Origin of the sequence: Streptomyces sp. NPDC005866 (assembly GCF_040629895.1) — a bacterium.
Classification (GTDB): Bacteria; Actinomycetota; Actinomycetes; order Streptomycetales; family Streptomycetaceae; genus Streptomyces.
This window is the reverse complement of the sequence record NZ_JBEXWP010000004.1, coordinates 194,739-214,725: the sequence shown is the minus strand read 5'-3', so window position 1 is coordinate 214,725 and position 19,987 is coordinate 194,739. Positions and strand designations below refer to the sequence as shown.

Sequence of the window (19,987 nt, the reverse complement as noted above, 5' to 3'; positions counted from 1 at the left end):
GGCCCATATTTCGAATTTCCCGGCCGGAAACCAGTGTGCGGCGCCTTTGATTGACACTTGTCACGCGCGTGATTACTGATATCCCGAAAAGGAAAATGCAATTCTTTGTTCCGTCGACCGGGAAGCGAACGCCCCCGTCGAATCGGCGGGGGCATCAATCTGAATTGCTGTCGTTCGGTCAGGTCCGGCGCAGCTCCGCGCCGGCCCATGCCGCCCACTCGGGGTCGTTGACCCATTTCCAGCCCTGCTCCCGGTCCCAGATGCCAGGGTCGCCAGGCGGTCGGCTGCCCAGTATGAAATCGCCCACGGACGGCTCCTGCAGATAGTCGAGACCGGGGGCACGCGCCGCCATGTCGGCGTTCCCGATACCCAGACCGCACGGAGCCACCCCCATCGCCGTCGCCACCAGATACATGGTCTGGTACAGCACGCCGGTGTGCCGCAGGGTGGTCGCGTAGGGCATACCGCTGTACTTCCAGTACAGCCACTGGAAGCGGGAGGTCATCGTGATCAGGACGTCGGGGTCGGCCTCTCTGGACGTCGACACGGACGTCACTTCCAGCATCGACCTGCGGTCGAGGGGCTCGTCGTTCACCAGGACGAGCCGGTGCCCGACCGGGTCGTAGTAGTAGATGCCCGGGGCGATGCCCGTACACCGCTGGATGGTCAGGTACAGCTCGAAGGCCGAGCCGCCGGTCGGATAGGCGCGCGAGACGATCTCCCCGCCCGGTTCGTCGCCCTCGGACGGGACGAAGTGGGTCCTGACCCGGCCAACCCGGTAGAGGAACTCGCCGATCTGCTCGGCGGTGAGCGGCTGTTCGGCGTAGCTGCGGAACGACCTGCCGCCTTCCAGCGCCGCGGTCAGACCGGGATCGCGCCGGGTGACGTCGTCCAGCGAGGGGCGGTGCAGGGCGACCGAGGGGCCGCCGGGCAGCGGCTTGCCCGCGGGACGCGGGGGAATCTTCCCCCTGTGCGGGAACACGCCGCCGAGCGGTTCGTCGAACCGTCCGCTGCGGATGCGTGAGTGGAACAGCAGGTCGTGGAAGTCCCACTGCCGCAGGGCCACGTCCTCCTCCTGGTCGAAGCCCTCGTCGAAGTCGCCGTCGAACTCCTCGCCGGGAGAGCGGACTCCGACGAATCCGGCCGCAGGCCAGCAGGCCCAGCAGCGCGCCGGCCTCCTGCACCGTCAGGTCGCCGCCGGCCGACTCGGGGAGATCGCCGACGCGCGCAGGGGCCGCGAGCGACGCCACGAGCGCCCGGGCAGCCTTGCGCTCGGCTCGCCGGCCGGCCGGATCCGGCCGGGAAGGGTTCGGGTTGTGCTGCGGCGGGCCGGTAGTTGACGGGGCGCGCAGACAGTCCCGGTGGGCGGCGACACAGGTCTCCACGGCCCGGCCGAGGCCCTGCCACAGGTGGAACCGGTCTGCGATCCGGAGAGCGTCGAGGGCGCCGAGGCGGGCGCCCTCGCGTAGGCGCCCCGCCCGGTCCCGGCAGATGATCTCCACGCCGGGGTGAAGGGTCAGCCACGCGGCCAGCGGGGCCCGCTTCGCGAGTCGGAAGCACGTCGACCACTCGATGGGCTTCTCGGCAGGTCGGGATGGTGGAGTAGGTCTGGCCCCGGCGGATCGCGAAGTCGTCCACCCCCACCACACGCGGTGTGCTGACCTGCGGATAGGGCAACGCCATGACCGCGCAGCAAGGTCATCCGCCCCGCACCGAAGCCCAGTTGGGCGGCCAGCCGAGCGCCGACTCGTCTGGCGAGCGCCAGTCCGACGCGTTCCAGGTTGTGGTTGAGCCGCGTGGTGAACCGCGAGTAGGGGACGGTCAACTGGTCGAACGGCTCAGCGAACGTACGGCGCGGGCAGTCCGCCGATCCGCAGATGAAACGCCGGACCCACAACACGATCACGACGCTCTGCAGCGGGATCGGCCGCGGGTCAATCGACGCCCTGGGCCAGGGGCCGGGAGGTCGTCACCAGGTACGCCCCATCGTGTGATCCGCAATAACCGCAAACCTAGCTCAAATCAAGTTAGGTAACCGCTCGACAACGGAAGACTCCAACCGGAGTAGTAGCCCGGACAGTTGTGACTCCGGTCTAGAGATGGGGGCCTGATGGCACTGGAAGAGCATGAGCGCTTGAGTTCCGTCATCGACCTGCGGATGAAGGAGTACGAAACGCTCCGCACTGAAATCATCCAGAGGATCGCTGCTCGGCAGCAGATGGCCGGTTATGCCGCCGCGCTGACCGCGATCGCCGCGACCTTGGGTGGGAATCTGGGGTGGTGGAGGTACTTCATTGTAGTACTGGTTGTTCTTGGTTCGGCGCTGTACCTCCGGGACAGCAACAAGGGGATCCAGCGCATTGGTCTCCATCTGCAGGGCCTGGAGGCGGAGATCAATGCCCTTGCCGTCGAGCTCTACGCGCGGCCAGCTCTGTCCTGGGAAAATCGACGCCAGGGGCAGCGTGATCGGGAGCATTGGATCTGGAAGGCGGTCGGGATCTTCGGTGGGTGGCACTTGCGCAAACCGAGCAAGGAACTGCCCGGCCAGCGCACCGGCTCGAACACTCGCACAGAGAATCGACTCCCAGACCAGTAACCTATGCAGTCTCACCGGTTACAGCAGTCATACGGCGTTCGCGACCACTGACTGAGCGCTCTATGCTGTTCGTTTATGAGTCAACTCCTCTCTCTGGCAAGGCCGTCGAGTGCTCTCACTCGCCTCCTCGTGACGAGCCGTGGCACGTTCTCGGTGGTCGACATGCTCCCCGAAGGACCCACACCCAACGTGAGCACGGTGTTGATGGTTCCAGGCTTCATGGGTAGCAAGGAAGACTTCCTGCCCATGCTGCCAGCACTTGGTCGAGCTGGTTATCGGGTCGTCGCCATTGACGGGCGTGGGCAGAACGAAACCGGTGGCACCTACTCTTCTGCCTTGTACGCGAGGGAGGAGCTCGCTGATGACCTCGTTGCCATCGTTCAGGCTGTTGACGTCGGCCCTGTCCACATCCTCGGGCATTCATATGGAGCCCTCCTGGCACGACTTGCAGTAATCCGGACTCAGGGAAGCCCGGAACTGTGGAGGTCCCTGACGCTGATGAACTTCGGACCGGCAGAAGTTTCGGAGTTCCAATGCGAACGCCTGCGCCTGCTGCTTTCGGTGCTGGACTCGATGCCCCTCGAAGAGATCTGGGCCTTCCTTGATAGCTCCGATTCTGCAGTTCCTGATGACGTACGAGCGTTCATGCGAGCTCGGTGGCTGGCCAATGACCCTGGCCACATCAAGGCGGCTGCCGAGCATTTGTCCACTGAACCTGACCTCACGGCAGAACTCGCCGCGATTTCCCTACCCAAAGCCGTCGTCTCAGGTTCGCCCGATCTGACTTGGGAGCCAGCGGGCGTCCAATCAATGGCCAATTCCCTATCAGCGCACCTCATTACAGTGCCGGAGGGCGGCCATTCACCAAACGTGCATTGCCCAGACGAGACCGCGGCAGCGCTGATCACCTTCTGGAATACCTATGCCCATGCTGCGACCCCGAAACAGGTCACGCTATGAGTTGGGGGGGTGTGGCGATCTTGCGCTGATACGAGGCGCCACCACCGCGAAATCGCAGTGTGCCCGATCAGCAACCACAACCGAGCCTTCTCCTCTATGGTAAGCAACCACCCTCGCAGTGGGGCGGATTGGCAGGCATCATCCAGGCATTGGGCTCCGGCGGTGCCAACGCCGAATCGTTTCCAACTCACCTCCGACGGATGTACCTACTCCCTCTCGGTCGATGACCAAGGCGTGAGCAAGCACGTGGCAGCGGTCGATGTCCGTGCGGTATCCCACGATCTACCACGCGTCGTACTGCACCTGAGCCCGACCGGGACGTGGCCGGCCACGCTGAATCTGCTCGCCCAAGTCGAGATCGGTGTGCCTCCAGATCCTGGGCCGGCGGCTACCGCGTCCCTGGACGCGCTCGACCCGCTGGAAGTCGAGCGGGCCGCGCTCGCGGGGATGGACCTGGAGAACGTGCCGGTGGCGGCACGGCGGCGGTAGTGCGGCAGTTGGCGGAGTGGGCCCGTGGCGCTTGATCTGTCGGGTGTGCGCCGGGTCGTGGAGCGCCTTCTCGATGACGAGTTCGGTTGTGGCGACGCACGGACGGTGACTCGGGTGGCCAACTGGACCAAGCGATAGGCGAGTTGAGACCCGCAGGCCGAATTGGTCCAGGAGGCCGGCACACACTCGATCCTGGATATCTTCCGCGTCGTGGGACCCGACGACGCCCCGAACTACAACACCGTGCGCCCCGTAACGGCCGAGGAGGCAGACGAGTTGCTGGGGACGGAGAAGCTGACCCGCGTACACGTCAAGGGCTTCGACGTCTTCCCCCGGTCGCGATGGATCGGACGATGCACGGTGCTGCTGCACGACGACGAGGGCAATCCCCAGGAGATACTTCTGGGGCCACTCCGGCGACTGAACCGAAGCCAGTCACACGCGGCTGACATGCAGGCCTGACATCAACGAGGGCGTACGCCAGCACACCCAGGCGCCCGGCGGCGACGTTGGCAGGGGGAGCATCTCGCCGTTCTCCTCGGTGAAGACGCGTACGGACTCCGCCCAGGCACTTCCCCATTCCGTGTGGGGGTCCAGCGCGATGGTCCGCGTGCCGGCGTCGGTCTTGGGGGCGTCCCCGTACGCCTCTCGTCTCTCAGCCCCCGGAACGTGGTCAGCGACGTGTTGGTTGGCGTCCGGTCGCGGCCGCTGGGTCGGGGCAGCCGGCCACGACGGGGCCGCGGACGGCGGACGGCACATCGTGGCCAGTTGCTCAGTCCCGCCCTCCCGGCGGAGCGTTTCGTACCGCCCGTCCCACCTCCGTGCGCAGCGCCACGAAACCGGGAGAGCTGCGCGTGGTGATCTGGTCGCGCTTGCCCGGCAGGGCGACCGGCAGGTCCCGGACGACACGGGAGCCGGGGCCGGGAGAGAGGACGACTACACGGTCGCCGACGTACACGCTCTCGTCGATGTCGTGGGTGACGAACACGATGGTCGTGTCGTCGGCGCGATGGACCTCGAGGAGGAGGTCCTCCAGATCCTCGCGGGTGCCCGCGTCCAGCGAGCCGAACGGCTCGTCCATGAGCAGCAGCGAGGGCCGGCAGACGAGGGCGCGGGCGATGGCGACGCGCTGCTGCATACCTCCGGACAGCTCCCGGGGGTGGCGCCGGGCGACCCCGTGCAGCCCGACCCGTTCGAGGATCGTCTCGGCCTCGGTCCGGCGGGCGGCGCGGGCCAGGCCCCGGCGGCGCAACGGCAGGGCTACGTTGTCACGGACGGTGAGCCAGGGCAGCAGCGAGCGGCCGTACTCCTGGAAGACCACCGCGAGCCGCTCCGGCACGCCGGTCACCGGTGTCCCGTCGACCGTGACCGTGCCCTGCTGTGCGGGCAGCAGCCCGGCGACGGTGCGCAGCAGCGTGGACTTGCCGCAGCCGGAGGGCCCGACCACGCTGAGGAGTTGCCCGTCGGGCACGGTCAGGCTGATGCCGTCCAGGACGTGCTGGTCACCGAAGTGCCGGCTGACGGAGTCGAGGCGCAGCATCCCTCACCCGGCCCAGGGCTCGTACAGGGTGCCCGCGCTGCCGGTGACCGCGACGTGCAGCAGGAAGGGGCCGGTGTCGTCGCCCCGGCCCAGGGCGTGGTCCAGGGCGGCCGGCAGTTCCTCGGGGTGCTCGACGCGGGCCGCGGGGCAGCCGAAGGACTCCGCGAGTGCCGCGAAGTCGATGCCCGTGATGTCCGTGCCGGGGACGGGCGCGATGCCGATCCGGCGACCCAGCGCGCGGACGGCCGCGTAACCGCCGTTGTCCAGGAGGACGTAGGTGACCGGTGCCGTGTGGCGGGCCGCGGTCCACAGGGCCTGCACCGAGTACATCGCCGAGCCGTCCCCGACCACGCACACCACCCGGCGTCTGTCGGCGAGGGCCCGGCCCACCGCGAGGGGCAGGCCCCAGCCGAGCGCCCCGCTGCCCGTGGTGAGGAAGCCGCCGCTCAGTTCGACGGGCACGCGCGCGTGGAGCGCGTCACGGTGGCTCGGTGCCTCCTCGACGAGGACCCGGTCGCGCGGCAGCCGGGCGCGGAGCAGGTCGAAGAACAGCTCCGGGGTGAGGTGTCCCTCGTCGCGGGCCGGGACGGGTGCCTGCCGGGGCGGCGGCGGGGCTCGGTCGGGTTCTTTCAGAAGCCCGGTGAGCCTTTCCAGGGCGGGCCGCAGGGTGGTGACGATGCTGGTGCCGGTGGGCAGCCAGGCGGCCTGGCCGGGGTCGCAGTCGAGATGGAACAGCTCGGTACCGGGCGCGAGCGGTGGTCCGCCGTCCGCCACGTGATAGGTGAACACCGGTGCGCCGAGGGCGACCACCACGTCGTACGGCGCGAGACGCGCGGCCAGTTGGCGGGCGACCGGCGGCAGGAAGCCCTGGAACAGTGGATGCGACTCCGGGAAGCCGGAGCGGCCGGAGAGCGGGCTGATCCACACCCCGGCCCGGATCCGCTCGGCCAGCGCCCGCACCTGGTCCAGCGCGTCCTCGTCGTCCACGCCCGGACCCACCACGAGCGCCGGGCGCCCACAGGTCTCCAGCCGGGCGGCGAGCGCGTCGAGGGCGGCCGGGGCGGCGGTGAAACCCGAGTGCACCGTGCGGGGCGTGACGGGCTCGGCGGGCCGGTCCCAGTCGTCCTCGGGCACCGACACGAACACCGGGCCGCGTGGCGGCGCCATCGCGATCCGGTACGCCTCGGCGAGCACGGCCGGCACGTCCTCGGCCCGCTCCGGCTGGCGCGCGTACTTGACGTACGGGCGGGGGAACAGGGCCGGTTCGTCGGCGCCGAGGAAGGGCCGCAGCTGGATCAGCGAGCGCGCCTGCTGGCCCGCCACGATCACCAGCGGGACCCGGTCGCGGAAGGCGTTGAAGACCGCGCCGAGCGCGTGCCCTACCCCGCCGGCCGAGTGCAGGCTGACGAACGCCGCCCGCCGGGTGCCGAGCGCGTGCCCGGCCGCCATGCCGACGGCGACGGACTCCTGCAGACCCAGCACATAGGTGAAGTCGTCCGGCCAGTCGCGGAACATCCGCAGTTCCGTGGAGCCCGGATTGCCGAAGACCGTGGTCATGCCGGTGTCGCGCATGAACCGTACGACCGCCTCGTGCACGGTGGCTGTCGTCATGCTGTCCTCCCTGCGGACGATCCCGGGCCGACGAGCCGCTTCTCGACCGCCAGCAGTCCGGTGTTGAGGAGATATCCGAGTGTGCCGAGCAGCAGCAGCGCCGACCACACCGTGAGCAGGTCGGAGCGCGTCTGGGCGTCGGTGAGCGTGAACCCGATGCCGTCGTCACTGCCCGGCAGCAGCTCCGAGAACACCATCAGGATCAGGCACAGCGACAGGCTGAGCCGGAGCCCCGCGAAGATCCGGGGCAGTGCCGAGGGCAGGATCAGGAACCACAGCCGCTCGGGTGCCGTCAGCCGCAGCACGGCCGCCACCTGGAGCCGCAGCGGATCGGTGGCACGGGCGCCCTCGGCCGAGTTGATCAGCACCGGCCACACGGCGCCGAACACGATCGACGCCACCTGCATGGGCGTACCGACATCGAAGACGACGACGAACACCGGCACCAGCGCGGGCGGTGGCACGGCCCGCGCGAACTGGAGCACCGGGTTGCACAGCGCGTACGCCCGGCGTGAGCGGCCCACCGCGATCCCCAGGGCGATCCCGGCGACGGCGGCGAGCGTGAACCCGGCCGCCATCCGGCCCAGGCTCGGCAGGATGGTGCCGACGGCGCCCGAGGTGAGGAACAGATGGCCGGCAGGGCCCGAGAACCACAGGTCGCGGGCGTGCCCGGCGATCCGCAGCGGCGGCGGGAAGTACACGCTGTCCTGCGCACGGGCGGCCAGCTCCCAGCAGAGAACGGCGCCGAGGAACACCGACCAGCGCAGCAGGAAAGGCACGGCGGCGGTGCGAGGCGAGCCGGGTGCGGATCCGGGCCGTGCGCTGCCCCGCGTCTGCGGCGACTCCGGCTGCGACTGCGGCTCCGGCTGCGACTGCGTCATGGGCGGTCCCGCTCCGACTTCCCCGCCGCTGGGCGGGGTTCCCGCGTCCAGGCGAACAACCGCCGCTCGGCGCCGACCAGTAGGCCGTTGATCACCAGCCCGAGACCGCCCGCCCACACCACCCCGGCCAGCACGTCCCGCGTGCCGTCGGTCCCGGTCTGGGCCTGGGCGATGAAGATACCGAGGCCCTGGCCGAAGCCGGAAAGGATCTCCGTGGCGACGGCGAGGATCAGGGCGACCGCGGCCGAGATCCGCACGCCGGCGGCGATGAACGGGGCGGTGGCCGGCAGCTCCACCCGCAGCAGCACCGCGAGCCGGCCGAACCCGAAGGCGCGCAGGGTGTCCCTGGCCAGCGGGTCGGTCTCGCCGAGGCCATAGACGGTGTTGAACAGCACCGGCCACAGCGAGGCGTACGCGATCAGCGTCACCTCGGTCTGTGTGCCCGACCCGAGCAGCAGTGACACCAGGGGGATCAGCGCGACGGACGGCAGGGGCCGCAGGAACTCGATCACGGCGCGTGCGGCGGCCTCCGCCACCGGCACCGCGCCCAGCAGCAGTCCCAGCGGCACCGCGAGCGCACAAGCGAGCCCGAGGCCGAGCGCCCACGCCCGCAGGGTCACCCCGATCCCGTCGAGGAAGGCCGGGTCACCCGCCAAGTGCGCGGCGCGGTCGAGGACTTCGGATGCGGGCGGCAGATAGCTGCGCCGGACGATCCCGGCCCGGGCCACCGCCTCACAGATCCCGAAGGCGACCGTGGCGCCGAGCAGACCCAGCAGGAGTTCCTGACGTCGTGTCATTTCACCAGCAGGGGTGCCGGGTCGATGTCCTTGCTCAGCATTCCCTGGGTGCGCATGAGCCGGACGAGCCGTCGCAGGGCGGACGGATCGGCGGCCGGTGGATAGGCCGGCAGGTGGATCGACGCGGCCTGGTCCGCGGTCACCTTGGTGTATTTGGGCAGTTCGGTGCGCACAGCCGCCGGGTCCTCGGCAGCCAGCTTGGATGCCGCCTCGATGGCACGCCGGAAACCCGCCGCTGCCTTCGGGTTCTTCTTCACGAAGTCGGCCGTGGTGATGTACCCGCTGGCGGGCAGGCCGCTCGCCGGCCCCGATCCGCCGTCGAGCAGCACCCTCGCGCCCAACTCGCCCTGGATGGCCGTGTCGAAGGGCTCGACCGCGTGTGCGGCGTCCACCTGGCCCCTCTGCAGAGCGGGGCCCATCTGCGGGAACAGGATCTGCCGGTAGACGGGTCGCCCGGCGTGCCGGGCGTCGAGGATCGCGTTCAGGGTCAGGGACTGGACGTTGTTGAGGACGGCGACGGCGACCTTCTTGCCGGCGAGGTCCGCGGGCGACTTCAGGGCGGAGTCCTTGGGCACGAGGACATCCATCATGTGCGGGGCGATCCGCACCCCCTCGGCCAGAATGCGCAGGTCCAGGGTGCCCTTCTCGTACGCCTGGAAGTAGGTGACGTAGTTCGCGCTCGCGATGACGCCCACCTGACCCTTGAGCAGCGCGGGCAGCGCCTGGATGCTCTGCTGCACGGGCTGGATGCGCACGTCCAGGCCTTCCTTGGCGAACAGCCCACGGTCCCGGGCCAGGTAGAGGGCGGCGGAGTCGGTGAGCGGCAGTGCCGCCACGGTCAGCTGCTGCCGGCCGTCACCGGAGTGCGGTGTGCCGCCGCTGTCACAGCCGACCAGGATCAGCGCCGCGGCGGCGGCGAGGGCGGCGAGGCGTTTGGTTCCCGAACGCGATCGACGTGAAGGCATGTCGGCATGCCTACCCGAATTTGTCATGATCGCTACAGATCAGGGGCGGGTTTCCGGGGTCTTTAAGAAACGCGAACGAGCGCCGGGGAGCCGCGCAAACCGGGCGGGGGCGGGAGATGGTTCGCCGGGCCTCGATGCGGCAGGGGCGGGACGGTGCGGATGCGATCTTCGAAGCTGCCTACGCCCCCGTCGACGGGGCGTCTGCTCCCGGGATGATCAGGCCGGTCTCGTAGGCCACGACGACGGCCTGGGCGCGGTCGCGCAGGCGGAGCTTGGCGAGGATCCGGGCCACGTGGGTCTTCACGGTGGCCTCGCTCAAGCGGAATCGGGCAGCGAGTTCGGCGTTGCTCAGGCCGCCGCCCAGTGAGCGGAGGACTTCGAGTTCGCGGGGCGTGAGTACCGCCAGGTCGCGGTGCAGGGCGACGGACCCGGTGTGGCGGGAGACGAACCGTTCGACGAGGCGTCGGGTGATGGCCGGGGCGAGCAACGCGTCACCGGTGCGTGCGAGGCGGACGGCGGCGACCAGGTGTTCGGGCGTGACGTCTTTGAGGAGGAAGCCGCTCGCGCCCGCGGTGAGCGCGGCGTAGACGTAGCGGTCGAGGTCGAAGGTGGTCAGCATGATGACGCGGGGCGGATCGGGCACGGTGCCGGAGAGGATGTGGCGCGTGGCTTCCAGACCGTCGGTCCCTGGCATCCGGATGTCCATGAGTACCAGGTCGGGGAGGGTGCGGCGGACCGCGTCGATGGCCTGGTCCCCGTCGGAGGCTTCGGCGACGACCTCGATTCCGTCCGCCGCCAGAATCATGCTGAAGCCGGTACGGACCAGCGCCTGATCGTCGGCGATCACCACACGCGGCGGCTCGGTCACGCACACTCCTCGACCGGTATGACGGCGCGGACCTGAAAACCGCCGGTGGGACCTTCGCCCGCCTGGAGGCTGCCTCCGTAGACGGCGAGGCGTTCACGGAGGCCGGTCAGTCCGCGGCCGCCGCCGGGAGCGACCCGTGCCGCGGAGGTGCCGCCGGTGTCGGACACCTTGATGTGCACGGCGCCGGGGAGATGGTCGATGGCGATCCGCACTCGGGCGCCGACGGCATGCTTGACCGTGTTGGTCAGCGCCTCCTGCACCACGCGGTACGCGGCCAGGTCGGCGCCGGCGGAAAGTGGCGCCGGGGTGCCGGTGACGGTCAGCTCGACGGGGACGCCGGTTTCGCGTATGCGGTCGGTCAGGACCGCCACCTGGCCGAGGCCCGGTTGCGGCGCCAGTTCGGCCTCGGCGGCCTGCCCCTCGTCGGCCATGGTGAGCAGGCCCATGGTGTGGCGCAGTTCGGCCATCGCGGTGCGCCCCCCGGCCTCGACGGCCAGCAGTGCGTCACGGGCCCGGTCGGGCGCGGTGTCCATCACCTTGCGGGCCGCACCCGCCTGGATCACCATCACACTCACATTGTGGGTGACGACATCGTGCAGTTCCCGCGCGATCCGGGAGCGTTCGCGGTGCACCGCAAGGCGGGTGGCGGCCTCGTGGTCTTCCTGCAGGACCCGTAGGCGCTGCTTCCAGGTGTGGACCGCGTTGGCTCCGAGCCCCACCCCGAGCAGCGCGAGGAACGGCACCAAACCCGGTGTGAAGTACGGGAAGTTCTCGTCGTGGAACACGGCGAGCAGGCAGGCTCCGGCCACCAGACTGGTGAGCGCGGGCGCCCGGTACGGGCTGTAGACGGCGGCGCTGTAGGCGGCGACCACGCACGACAGGAAGGTGTACACGGTCGGGTCGCCGCCGCCCAGGCGCTGGTTGAACAGCAGGCTCGCCCCGGTCACGGCCCAGAACGCGGACAGCGGATACCGTCGGCGCACCACCAGGGGCAGCGCGGTCAGGGCCGCCAGCACCAACTGCCCGGGCTGGACGGCCACGAGATGCTCCGCCACGCTCACCGGCGGCAGCGGAACGGTCGGCGCGGTGCCCGGTACCGGCGGCGTAGGCACCAGAACCGGCGGCGCCGGGTCGGTGATCCCGCCCTGCCTGTGGGCAGTGCTGCCCACCGTGCAGGCGGCGAGGACGAAGGCGAGGATCGCGTCGGCCGTCCACATCCACCGGGACGGGCGCGGCAGCGGGCTGCGGCGCAGCAGCGCCGCGACAGCTGTCCGCCACCGCTCGACGATCTCCGCCCGAACAGGTCCGCCCATGGGCACAGTGTGGCAAGTCCCGTACCCGGCCACATCCCACCCGGCGCTGACGGATGCCCGCATCCCCTACATCCCCCGCGTACATCGCAAGGATGACGTGCTCGGCGGGTCATCCCTGGACGGTAGGCGGTCTCGCCGTCGCAGGCGACGCCCCCGGCCTGCCCCCGCCCCTACCGTCGGCCCGAACCGTCAACCACCGGCCCATGGAGGCACCGTGGCAGCGACCGCGCCCGTCATCGACATCCGCGATGCGACCAGGACGTACGGGGACGGGCCGCCGGCCCTCGCCGACGTGACACTGAGCGTGGCCGCCGGAGAGGCACTCGCCGTCCTCGGGCCGTCCGGCAGCGGCAAGTCGACGCTGCTCAATCTGATCGCCGGACTCGACCGGCCGAGCGCGGGCAGCGTCACGGTCGACGGGCTGCGGGTGGACGAGCTGAGCGAGACCGGGTCGGCGGAGTACCGGCGGACGAGGATCGGCATGGTCTTCCAGTTCTTCAACCTCCTGGACGACCTGACAGTCACCGACAACGTACTGCTGCCGGCCCAGTTGGCGGGCATGCCCCGGGCCGAGGCCCGCAGGCGTGCCGCCGGTCTGCTGGAGCACCTCGGCATCGACCGGCACGGCGGCGCCTACCCCGGCACGCTGTCCGGCGGGGAGCGTCAGCGGGTCGCCGTCGCGCGGGCCCTGATGAACCGTCCGGCCCTGCTGCTGGCCGACGAGCCCACGGGCGCGCTGGACACCGCCTCCGGCGAAGACGTCCGCGAACTGCTGACCGAACTCAACGCCGAAGGGCAGACGATCGTCCTGGTCACCCACGATCTGGGCCTGGCCGAAACCTGCGCGAGCCGCACCGTCGAGCTGGTCGACGGCCGGATCGTCCGGGACACCAGGCATGCGGCGACGGTGACCCGATGAGCGCCCTGGGCCGGGTGGTACGCGCCGGAGTCGCACGGCGACGCGTGCAGACCGCGGTGATGATGCTCACCACGCTCATGGCCGTCACCGCCTCGGTCCTCGCCGCCGGACTTCTCGTCGCCTCCCAGGCACCCTTCGACCACGCCTTCGCCAAGCAGCACGGCGCCCACCTGACCGCGCAGTTCGACGGGACGAAGGTCACGGCCGCGAAGCTCATGGCAACCGCCCACGCGTCGGGCGTGACCGCCGCGGCCGGACCCTTCCGGGCCGTTTCCGTACGCCCGCGCACGGCCTCGCGCTCGGATGTCCTTCCGGCCGGTGTCGATCTGCCGCCGTTGACGGTCGTCGGCCGGGCGGATGCCGCGGGCCGCGTCGACAGGGTCAGCCTTGTCGCGGGCACCTGGGCCACCCGCCCCGGCCAGATCGTGGTCGCCGACGGCGAGGTGCCCGTACAGCCGGGCGCGCGGCTCACGCTCCCCGCCGCGCCGGGCGGCCCCACGCTGACCGTGGTCGGCATCGCCCGGTCGGTGACCGGCACCGCGGATGCCTGGGTGACTCCCACACAGGCCGAGGCACTGACCGCGACAAGCGGCACACCCACGTACGAAATGCTCTACCGCTTCCGCCATGCGGACACGGACGCCCAGGTGGCCGCCGACCGCGCCGCGGTCACGACGGCGGTACCGAAGGGCGCACTGACCGGGTCGCAGTCCTATCTGGCCGTCAGGCAGCAGGAGACCGCCAACGCGAAGGCGTTCGTGCCCTTCCTGGCCGCTTTCGGTGTCCTCGGACTGCTCCTTTCGGTCCTGGTCATCGGCATCGTGGTCAGCGGCGCGGTCGGCGCCGCGACCCGGCGCATCGGCATTCTCAAGTCCCTCGGCTTCACCCCCGGGCAGGTAGTACGGGCCTACGTCGGGCAGGCACTGATCCCGGCGGCGGCCGGCTGCGCCCTGGGGCTGGTGCTGGGCAACCTGCTGGCCATACCGGTGCTCGGGGAGGTCGGCGCGGCCTTCGACGGCCCGGCGGCATCGATTCCCTTGTGGATCGACGCCGTTGTGCCCGCCGCGGCCCTCGCCCTGGTCGCCTGCGCCGCTCTGGTGCCCGCCCTGCGCGCCGGCCGGCTGCGCACCGTCGAGGCCATCACCGTCGGGCGTACACCCGGCACCGGCCGGGGGCGCCTCGCGCGGCGCCTGACGGGACGGCTGCCGTTGCCGCGCGCGGTCAGCCTCGGGCTGGCGAACCCCTTTGCCCGCCCGGCACGTTCGGCGACGACGGCCGCCGCGGTCGCCTTCGGCGCCGCCACCGTCACCTTCGGGGTCGGGCTCGCCCTGACGCTCGGGGCCGTCCAGTCGGGCCGCATGCTCGACTCGGCCGGTTCGGTCGTGGTGGGGACCGGCGGCGGGCAGGCGCCTCCCGGCGCCCAGGCGGTCCACGCGGGCGGTGGGCCCGCCGCGCCGAAGACGGACCCGGCCGAGGTCGCCGCCGCACTCCGTGCGCAGCAGGGGACCCGCCGGTTCTACGGAACGGCCCAGGCGCAGGTGAGCGCATCCGGGGTCACCGGCGCCACCACCGTGGTGGCGTATCAGGGCGATGCTTCGTGGGCCGCCCCCCAGCTGGTCTCGGGCCACTGGCTCGACGGCCCGGGCCAGGCGGTGGTCACCACCCGGTTCCTGAAGGCCGCCGGAATCCGTGTCGGGGACACGGTGACCCTGACGGAGCAGGGGCGGCACGCCTCGGTAGGGATCGTCGGCGAGGCGTTCTTCACCGAGGGCGACGGCATGGAACTCCTGACCCCGACCTCGACCCTCGCGGCACTGGGCCTCGACGCGAAACCGGGCCGGTACAACGTGGAGACGAAGCCGGGCACGGATCTGGCGCACTACCTGACCTCGCTGAACGGCGCACTGGACCCGGTCGGCGCTGTAGGCCTGGCCAACACCGCCAACCCGTCCGGTGTGATCGCGACCATGGACACGCTGGTCGGGATGCTCACCCTGATGCTCGTCGCGGTCGCGGGCCTGGGCGTGCTCAACACGGTCGTCCTCGACACCCGCGACCGCGTCCACGACCTCGGCGTCCTCAAGGCCCTGGGCATGGCCCCCCGCCAGACCGTGACCATGGTCGTCACCTCGGTCGCCGGAATCGGCTTGCTCGCCGGAGTGGCGGCGGTCCCGGCCGGTGTCGCCCTGCATCGCTGCATCACACCGCTCATGGGCGAGGCCGTCGGCATGAACCTGCCCCCCTCGGACATCGCCGTCTACCGCGCGCCCGAGCTGGCCCTGCTCGCCCTGGGCGGGCTGGTCATCGCGGTGGCGGGCGCACTGCTCCCGGCGGGCTGGGCCGCCAAGACCGGCACCGCCACCGCGCTGCGCACCGAGTGAGCGGTGGCCTGAGCAGCCGACGGTCCCTCGGACGGGTGCCGTAGAGAACGGATGCGGCACACATGAGGACGTACTCGTGTGGCGCGGTCGGCCCGGCGCGGACCGGCAGCTGATGAGCCTCCACCTGAGGTCGACGCGGCGCCGCCCGGCGGTGAACCCCTCACCGTCCTGGAACTCGATCAGGACCTCGCTGTCGATGAGGTAGATCCAGCACCTCAACACCACTCCGGTCCAACGGCGACGACCCCACAATCCCGAAACGGCACAGCACGGCAGGGACGATCGCTACCTGTCAGGATTCGATCCCGCTCAGGCCCGGGAGGCAGGGGTCACTCGCTGTGCTGGAGGCGCAGGGCCAGTGCCGGGCACTGGTTGACGGTGCGGCGGGCGGCGTGCTCCTGCCAGGGAGCCACCGGGATGGTGGTGGACGTGGGGTAGCCGTGCGGGCCGAGGCGGATGAGGTCCGGGGCCAGCACGGTGCACAGGCCGTGGCCGGAGCAGCGGGACCAGTTCACCTCCAGCCGGGCGCCCTTCGTAGGGGGGAGCGGCAGCACGCCGTGCACCGGGCGGCCGCAGCCGGGGCCGGAGACGTGGACGTCGACGTCGGCGGCGAAGACGTCGAGCGCGGTGAGCACGAAGCGGGCCGTGCCGTCCGGGTGCGAGCAGGCGCCACCGCGCTGGGCCGCGCCGACGGCACTCCGGGCGTCCTCCAGCACCGCGGCGTCGGCGGCGCCTGCGGCGAGCAGGGCGAGGGCCTCGGCGGCAGCGGGCAGGCCTCGCTTGCACGGTCCGCACTGGCCGGCGGACTCGGCCGCCAGCCAGGCCGCGACCTGGGCTGTCTCGCCGAGCGGGCAGGTGTCGTGCGGCAGGGTGACTATCGCGCCCGCGCCCAGCGTCCCGCCGAGGCCGGCGAGGCCGGCACGGGAGAGCGGCGCGCCGATGGCGTCCTCCGGACGCAGCCAGGCGCCGTGGTAGCCGCCCACCAGTACTCCGGCACCCGGCTCGAGGCCGCAGGCGTCCAGCAGCGGACCCAGCCGGGTCCCCGCCGGGGCCTCGACCACCAGTGGACCGGCGCGCGGCCGGTTGACGGTGAGCAGGACTGTGCCGGGTTCGGCGGCGGTGCCGACGGCGGCGTAGGCGTCGGGGCCGAGCCGGGCGGCGATGGCGAGCTGGGCCCAGGTTTCGGCGTTGGAGAGCAGTGTGGGGCGGCGCCGCACGCCGCCTGTTCCGCCCTCGGCGGCGCGGGTCTTCAGCGGCGTCGGCAACACCGGCAGGCCGTTGACGCCGCGGATCAGGGCCCCGGACTCGCCGGAGACGAAGCGCTCGGGCAGACAGAGGGTCCGGGCCGGGCAGGGGAGCTCACGCTCGGCGAGGGCGGCGGGTATCGAGATCTCGCCGGGGCTGCCTGCGGCGACACCGATCACGATCTCCTCGGCTCCGAACGCAGCCGCCGCCAGGCAGGCCCCGTCCAGCACCAGGTGCGGCGCGCGGGCGAGCAGCATCTTGTCCTTGGCGCTGGGCGGCTCGCCCTCGGCGCCGTTTACCACGATGACCGGCGGCGCGCCGACCCGGTCGGCGGTGGTCAGCGCGGCCCGTGCCTTGCGAGCGAAGGGGAAGCCGGCGCCACCGCGGCCGCGCAGGTCGACGGCCTCGGCCAGGGCGAGCAGACCGTCCCGGTCCAGCCGGGGAAGCGGCGGGTGGACGCGGTGGTGCGCGGCGAGGTCCAGTCGCCGGTGACGGTCCAGGCCGGCGGTCAGCCGGGCCGACCCCAGCCGGCGCACCTCCGGCAGCTCCAGCGTGGGCCCCTTCACCGGCCGCTCCTGGGCTGGGCCAGTCGCAGCGGCCGGAGCTCCGGCGGCGCGGCGTGCTTGGGCTGCCGGGCCGGGTCGGCGTTCGGCACGTACTTGGGGCCTGCCTCCGTCGGCGGCGTGGGCCGGGCTGCGCGTGTGAGAGGGCGGGCAGCGGTGACGGTGCGGCGGGACGGCGTGGACAGACCGGCGAGTGCGGCCGGGTGTGCGGCGGCGGGTCGGTACGCCCTGGAGCCGCGCCGGCGCCGCCTCAGGGCCCGGCGGTAGCCCAGGTAGGACAGGGCGCGGACCATGAGCGCGAGTGCCACCCCGGCCGCGCACAGGCCGTAGCCCCCCAGTACCCATGCGTGCGCGCGACGCCCCGCAGTCAGCCCATGGGCCAGCGCGATCGGCCAGCAGGCGTACGCCATGGAGTGCAGAACCCGCCACAGCCACGGGCGCCGGCTGCCGGCGAACCGGCCCCGGAGCACGCCGGTGGCCGCGACCAGGATGAGCAGGTCGGCGGCGACCGTGCCCAGGCTCACCGCGAAGAGGGTGCCGCCGCTGAACGGCACCACCGCGGTCTGCGGGGCGGCGTGCCGCTCCGCGACCTTGACCGCGACGTGGATCACCAGGAAGCCGAGCGCCGCGACGGCGGTCGCCCGGTGCACCGACTGCACGGCCACCCGCAGCCGGCGGGTAAGCACCAGCCGGTCGGTGGCAGCGAGCCCGCACACCACCGCGGCGGTCAGCGAGAGCAGGGTGAAGACGCCGGCGAAGTAGTCCAGGAAGGCCATCGTCCGGTCAGCTGCTGCGGCCAATGCGGCGCCGACCGAGGAATCGGCGAGCAGGACATGGCTGAACAGGGGGACACCTCTTTCCATGGGCTCGGGTGACGCGACCGCAAGACCGGATCGGTACGCGGCCCGATGTGCCCACGTCGGAGGTGGGCGCCGCGGTATGGGACCGGCGGCACTGCACGGCATCGCCCATTCTTAACCCGCGCACATCCAGCGCCAACGGTCCCTATTACGAACAATGGCCGTAGTTAGCCCCTGCGGAGGCACCGCTTTCTCGCCCGGACGGTGCGCAGTGGCACCTACGACCGTCCGTAGTAGGCCCAGTGAGCGATGTGAGTGGGCTCACCCCCGCGGGGGCCCGAGACCCCGGACGCGCTTCGCCACGCACTGGGACGAGCTCACCCTCGACACGGACATGGCCGACGGAGGCACCTACCGTTTCCGCCGCTACGGCCAGTTCGAGCTCGCCCCGGCCGCCGACGCGCTCCTAGTGCTCGCGGGCACGGCGTGGGGCCGTAGCGCCGCCACCCCGCAGCAGGCGTCAGTCGTCGAGCCAGCCGAGCCGGACGACGCAGATCCCGCTCCGGAAGCGGCTGGCCGCGCCTAGGATGCCTGAGCGCCGTCGCAAGGCCACGTGTGATGCCGGGCGCTCATCTTTCAAGAATCGAATGGGATCGGAAAATGAGTGCCGTTACATACTGACAAGCGTCATGCGCTTCGTCACACCTGTACTGCATTTCGACAGAAGCGCTACGGTAGCCTGGGCCGGTGATCAATGAATCCGGCAGCCGGAAATTCAGCGAGAACGGGCCCGCGCAAGGCGCGGTCATAATGTCCGTTTTCGCATCGATGTGGGAAATCCTGGGGCTGTCCGGACTGATACCTCGTATGTCCGCTCCGGTGTTGCTCTGCATAGTCGCCCTGGCGGCGGCCGCCGCGGTCACGGCGGTGATCCTCACCGTCCGGTTCGGCGCGCTGCCGGGCCGAAGGCGCGTGCGCCGGGTGGCACCGAACAGCTTCCGGGTTTTCGGTCAGGTGAACATCGGTCAGTCCGTGGCGGTCGTCGCGGCGATCCTGCTCCTCGGCCGGCTCGGTCTCTGGCCCTACGTTCCCGCCGTGGTGTGCATGATCGTCGGGCTGCACTTCCTCCCGCTCGCATGGTCCTTCGCGCAGCCGCAGTACTGGTGGACCGGAGCGCTGCTCATGGCCCTGGCGCTGATCGCGGTCCTGACGTTGGCCGGCGGCGTCGACGCCGCCACTGTCCGTGTCCTGCTGGGATTCGGGGCCGCCGCGGTCCTGTGGGCCACCGCGCTGCATGTCGCCCGCCACGGCTGAACCTCAGGTCCGGTCCCGGGCGGACGACGTATCGCCGTTGCCGCCGGAGCGGCCCATCTCGGGCAGGGGCCGGCGCCTTTTATCGACCCTTGTCACGCGCGCGATCACTGGTATCACGAAAAGAAATGGAATTCTTTGCTCCGTCGACCGGGAAGTGAATACCCGGGAAGCGAGTGCCCCTTTCGAATCGGCAGGGGCATCAATCTCATTTGCTGTCCGATGCCAGGGTCGCCAGGCGGTCGCCCCGTCTCCGCTTGCCGTTCCCGCTATGGCTCCTGTGGCAGCCCGTCGGCGCGACGGTTGTTGTGTTCGATGGCCGGCATGTGCTGCTCCGCCCACATCCGCAGGCCTTCGAGCGGGCCGTCCAGGGAGAGGACCAACTCAGTAGGAGCCGAGTACTTCCTCGCCGGCGGCGCTCCGTGGTGGTTCGGCTTCCACGCCGTTCCGGGCCTCGCGGAAACCGTGGTGGAGGGCAATGAGGCCCGCTACATCGACTGGTTCCCCAGCACGGGCACCCTCGGCGACGGCGAGCGTCCGCCGATACGGGACGCGTTCGTCCGCGCCTACACCGGATGTGAGGCACTGCGCTGCGCGTTCGCGTACTACCGGGCGCTGCCCGAAACCGCGGCGCAGATCGAGCGGGCCGTCGCCACCGCACGGCTGGCGGTTCCCACGATGGCCATCGGCTCACACCCGGTCCCGCTCGTTTTTCTTTACGCACTCCTGACGCCCGGCCCCGCATCCT

General features: G+C 71.0%; 17 protein-coding genes and 1 pseudogene. 8 read left to right on the top strand and 10 right to left on the bottom strand.

The annotated features are described in order from the left end of the window. Positions 1-178: 178 nt before the first annotated feature. A complete protein-coding gene (locus tag ABZ396_RS07920; RefSeq protein ID WP_358920719.1) occupies positions 179-1,066 on the bottom strand; it encodes a SagB family peptide dehydrogenase in 888 nt (295 codons plus the stop codon). A 1,044-nt stretch (positions 1,067-2,110) separates the two neighbouring features. On the opposite strand from ABZ396_RS07920, the gene ABZ396_RS07915 reads away from it, so the two are divergent. The 4 genes from ABZ396_RS07915 (at position 2,111) to ABZ396_RS07900 (ending at position 4,507) form a co-directional block, all read left to right on the top strand. Then, on the top strand, positions 2,111-2,596 hold the full coding sequence (locus ABZ396_RS07915; RefSeq protein WP_358920721.1) for a hypothetical protein: 486 nt from the start codon (positions 2,111-2,113) through the stop codon (positions 2,594-2,596). Between the two features lie 189 nt (positions 2,597-2,785). Continuing rightward, a complete protein-coding gene (locus ABZ396_RS07910; RefSeq protein ID WP_358920723.1) occupies positions 2,786-3,556 on the top strand; it encodes an alpha/beta hydrolase in 771 nt (256 codons plus the stop codon). 234 nt (positions 3,557-3,790) lie between these two features. Continuing rightward, the gene (locus tag ABZ396_RS07905) at positions 3,791-4,045 is read left to right on the top strand and encodes a hypothetical protein (RefSeq protein ID WP_358920724.1); all 255 of its coding nucleotides are present in this window, start codon (positions 3,791-3,793) and stop codon (positions 4,043-4,045) included. Between the two features lie 210 nt (positions 4,046-4,255). After that, positions 4,256-4,507, top strand: coding sequence for a hypothetical protein (locus ABZ396_RS07900; protein WP_358920725.1), 252 nt, complete (start codon positions 4,256-4,258; stop codon positions 4,505-4,507). A gap of 310 nt (positions 4,508-4,817) precedes the next feature. Here ABZ396_RS07900 and ABZ396_RS07895 read toward each other — a convergent pair whose 3' ends face one another. The 7 genes from ABZ396_RS07895 to ABZ396_RS07865 all read right to left on the bottom strand — a co-directional run bounded on the left by ABZ396_RS07895 (position 4,818) and on the right by ABZ396_RS07865 (position 12,020). Beyond that, positions 4,818-5,585: an ABC transporter ATP-binding protein gene (locus ABZ396_RS07895; protein WP_358920727.1), complete on the bottom strand. Its 768-nt coding sequence runs from the start codon at positions 5,583-5,585 to the stop codon at positions 4,818-4,820. Positions 5,586-5,588: 3 nt separating this feature from the next. Beyond that, a complete protein-coding gene (gene mdlC, locus ABZ396_RS07890) occupies positions 5,589-7,196 on the bottom strand; it encodes a benzoylformate decarboxylase (protein ID WP_358920729.1) in 1,608 nt (535 codons plus the stop codon). Then, positions 7,193-8,077, bottom strand: a complete 885-nt coding sequence (locus tag ABZ396_RS07885) for an ABC transporter permease subunit (protein WP_358920731.1) — start codon at positions 8,075-8,077, stop codon at positions 7,193-7,195. Before ABZ396_RS07885 ends, mdlC begins: the two co-directional genes overlap by 4 nt. Next, complete coding sequence (locus tag ABZ396_RS07880; RefSeq protein WP_358920732.1) at positions 8,074-8,874, bottom strand: ABC transporter permease; 801 nt, start codon at positions 8,872-8,874, stop codon at positions 8,074-8,076. Before ABZ396_RS07880 ends, ABZ396_RS07885 begins: the two co-directional genes overlap by 4 nt. Further along, positions 8,871-9,839: an ABC transporter substrate-binding protein gene (locus ABZ396_RS07875; RefSeq protein ID WP_358920734.1), complete on the bottom strand. Its 969-nt coding sequence runs from the start codon at positions 9,837-9,839 to the stop codon at positions 8,871-8,873. Before ABZ396_RS07875 ends, ABZ396_RS07880 begins: the two co-directional genes overlap by 4 nt. Before the next feature lie 178 nt (positions 9,840-10,017). Continuing rightward, positions 10,018-10,707: a response regulator transcription factor gene (locus ABZ396_RS07870; protein ID WP_358920736.1), complete on the bottom strand. Its 690-nt coding sequence runs from the start codon at positions 10,705-10,707 to the stop codon at positions 10,018-10,020. Further along, positions 10,704-12,020: a histidine kinase gene (locus ABZ396_RS07865; RefSeq protein ID WP_358920738.1), complete on the bottom strand. Its 1,317-nt coding sequence runs from the start codon at positions 12,018-12,020 to the stop codon at positions 10,704-10,706. Before ABZ396_RS07865 ends, ABZ396_RS07870 begins: the two co-directional genes overlap by 4 nt. A gap of 214 nt (positions 12,021-12,234) precedes the next feature. Between ABZ396_RS07865 and ABZ396_RS07860 the strand changes: the two genes are divergently transcribed. Together ABZ396_RS07860 and ABZ396_RS07855 are read left to right on the top strand one after the other, a co-directional pair. Then, positions 12,235-12,939 carry an ABC transporter ATP-binding protein gene (locus ABZ396_RS07860; RefSeq protein WP_358920739.1) on the top strand — a complete coding sequence of 235 codons (705 nt, stop codon included), beginning with the start codon at positions 12,235-12,237 and terminating at the stop codon, positions 12,937-12,939. Continuing rightward, positions 12,936-15,320 (top strand): ABC transporter permease, encoded by a 2,385-nt coding sequence (locus ABZ396_RS07855; protein WP_358920741.1) that lies wholly within the window; start codon positions 12,936-12,938, stop codon positions 15,318-15,320. The genes ABZ396_RS07860 and ABZ396_RS07855 overlap by 4 nt, the downstream gene beginning before the upstream one ends. A 329-nt stretch (positions 15,321-15,649) precedes the next feature. Here the strand turns inward: ABZ396_RS07855 and ABZ396_RS07850 are convergent, their stop codons facing one another. Beyond that, positions 15,650-17,131: an NADH-ubiquinone oxidoreductase-F iron-sulfur binding region domain-containing protein gene (locus tag ABZ396_RS07850; RefSeq protein ID WP_359184097.1), complete on the bottom strand. Its 1,482-nt coding sequence runs from the start codon at positions 17,129-17,131 to the stop codon at positions 15,650-15,652. Beyond that, positions 17,128-17,991 carry a hypothetical protein gene (locus ABZ396_RS07845; protein WP_358916728.1) on the bottom strand — a complete coding sequence of 288 codons (864 nt, stop codon included), beginning with the start codon at positions 17,989-17,991 and terminating at the stop codon, positions 17,128-17,130. The genes ABZ396_RS07850 and ABZ396_RS07845 overlap by 4 nt, the downstream gene beginning before the upstream one ends. Positions 17,992-18,795: 804 nt before the next feature. On the opposite strand from ABZ396_RS07845, the gene ABZ396_RS07840 reads away from it, so the two are divergent. Then, positions 18,796-19,242: a hypothetical protein gene (locus ABZ396_RS07840; RefSeq protein ID WP_359184094.1), complete on the top strand. Its 447-nt coding sequence runs from the start codon at positions 18,796-18,798 to the stop codon at positions 19,240-19,242. Between the two features lie 387 nt (positions 19,243-19,629). After that, positions 19,630-19,941 (top strand): annotated as a pseudogene (locus ABZ396_RS07835) (alpha/beta hydrolase); the annotation flags it as partial. Positions 19,942-19,987: the final 46 nt, after the last annotated feature.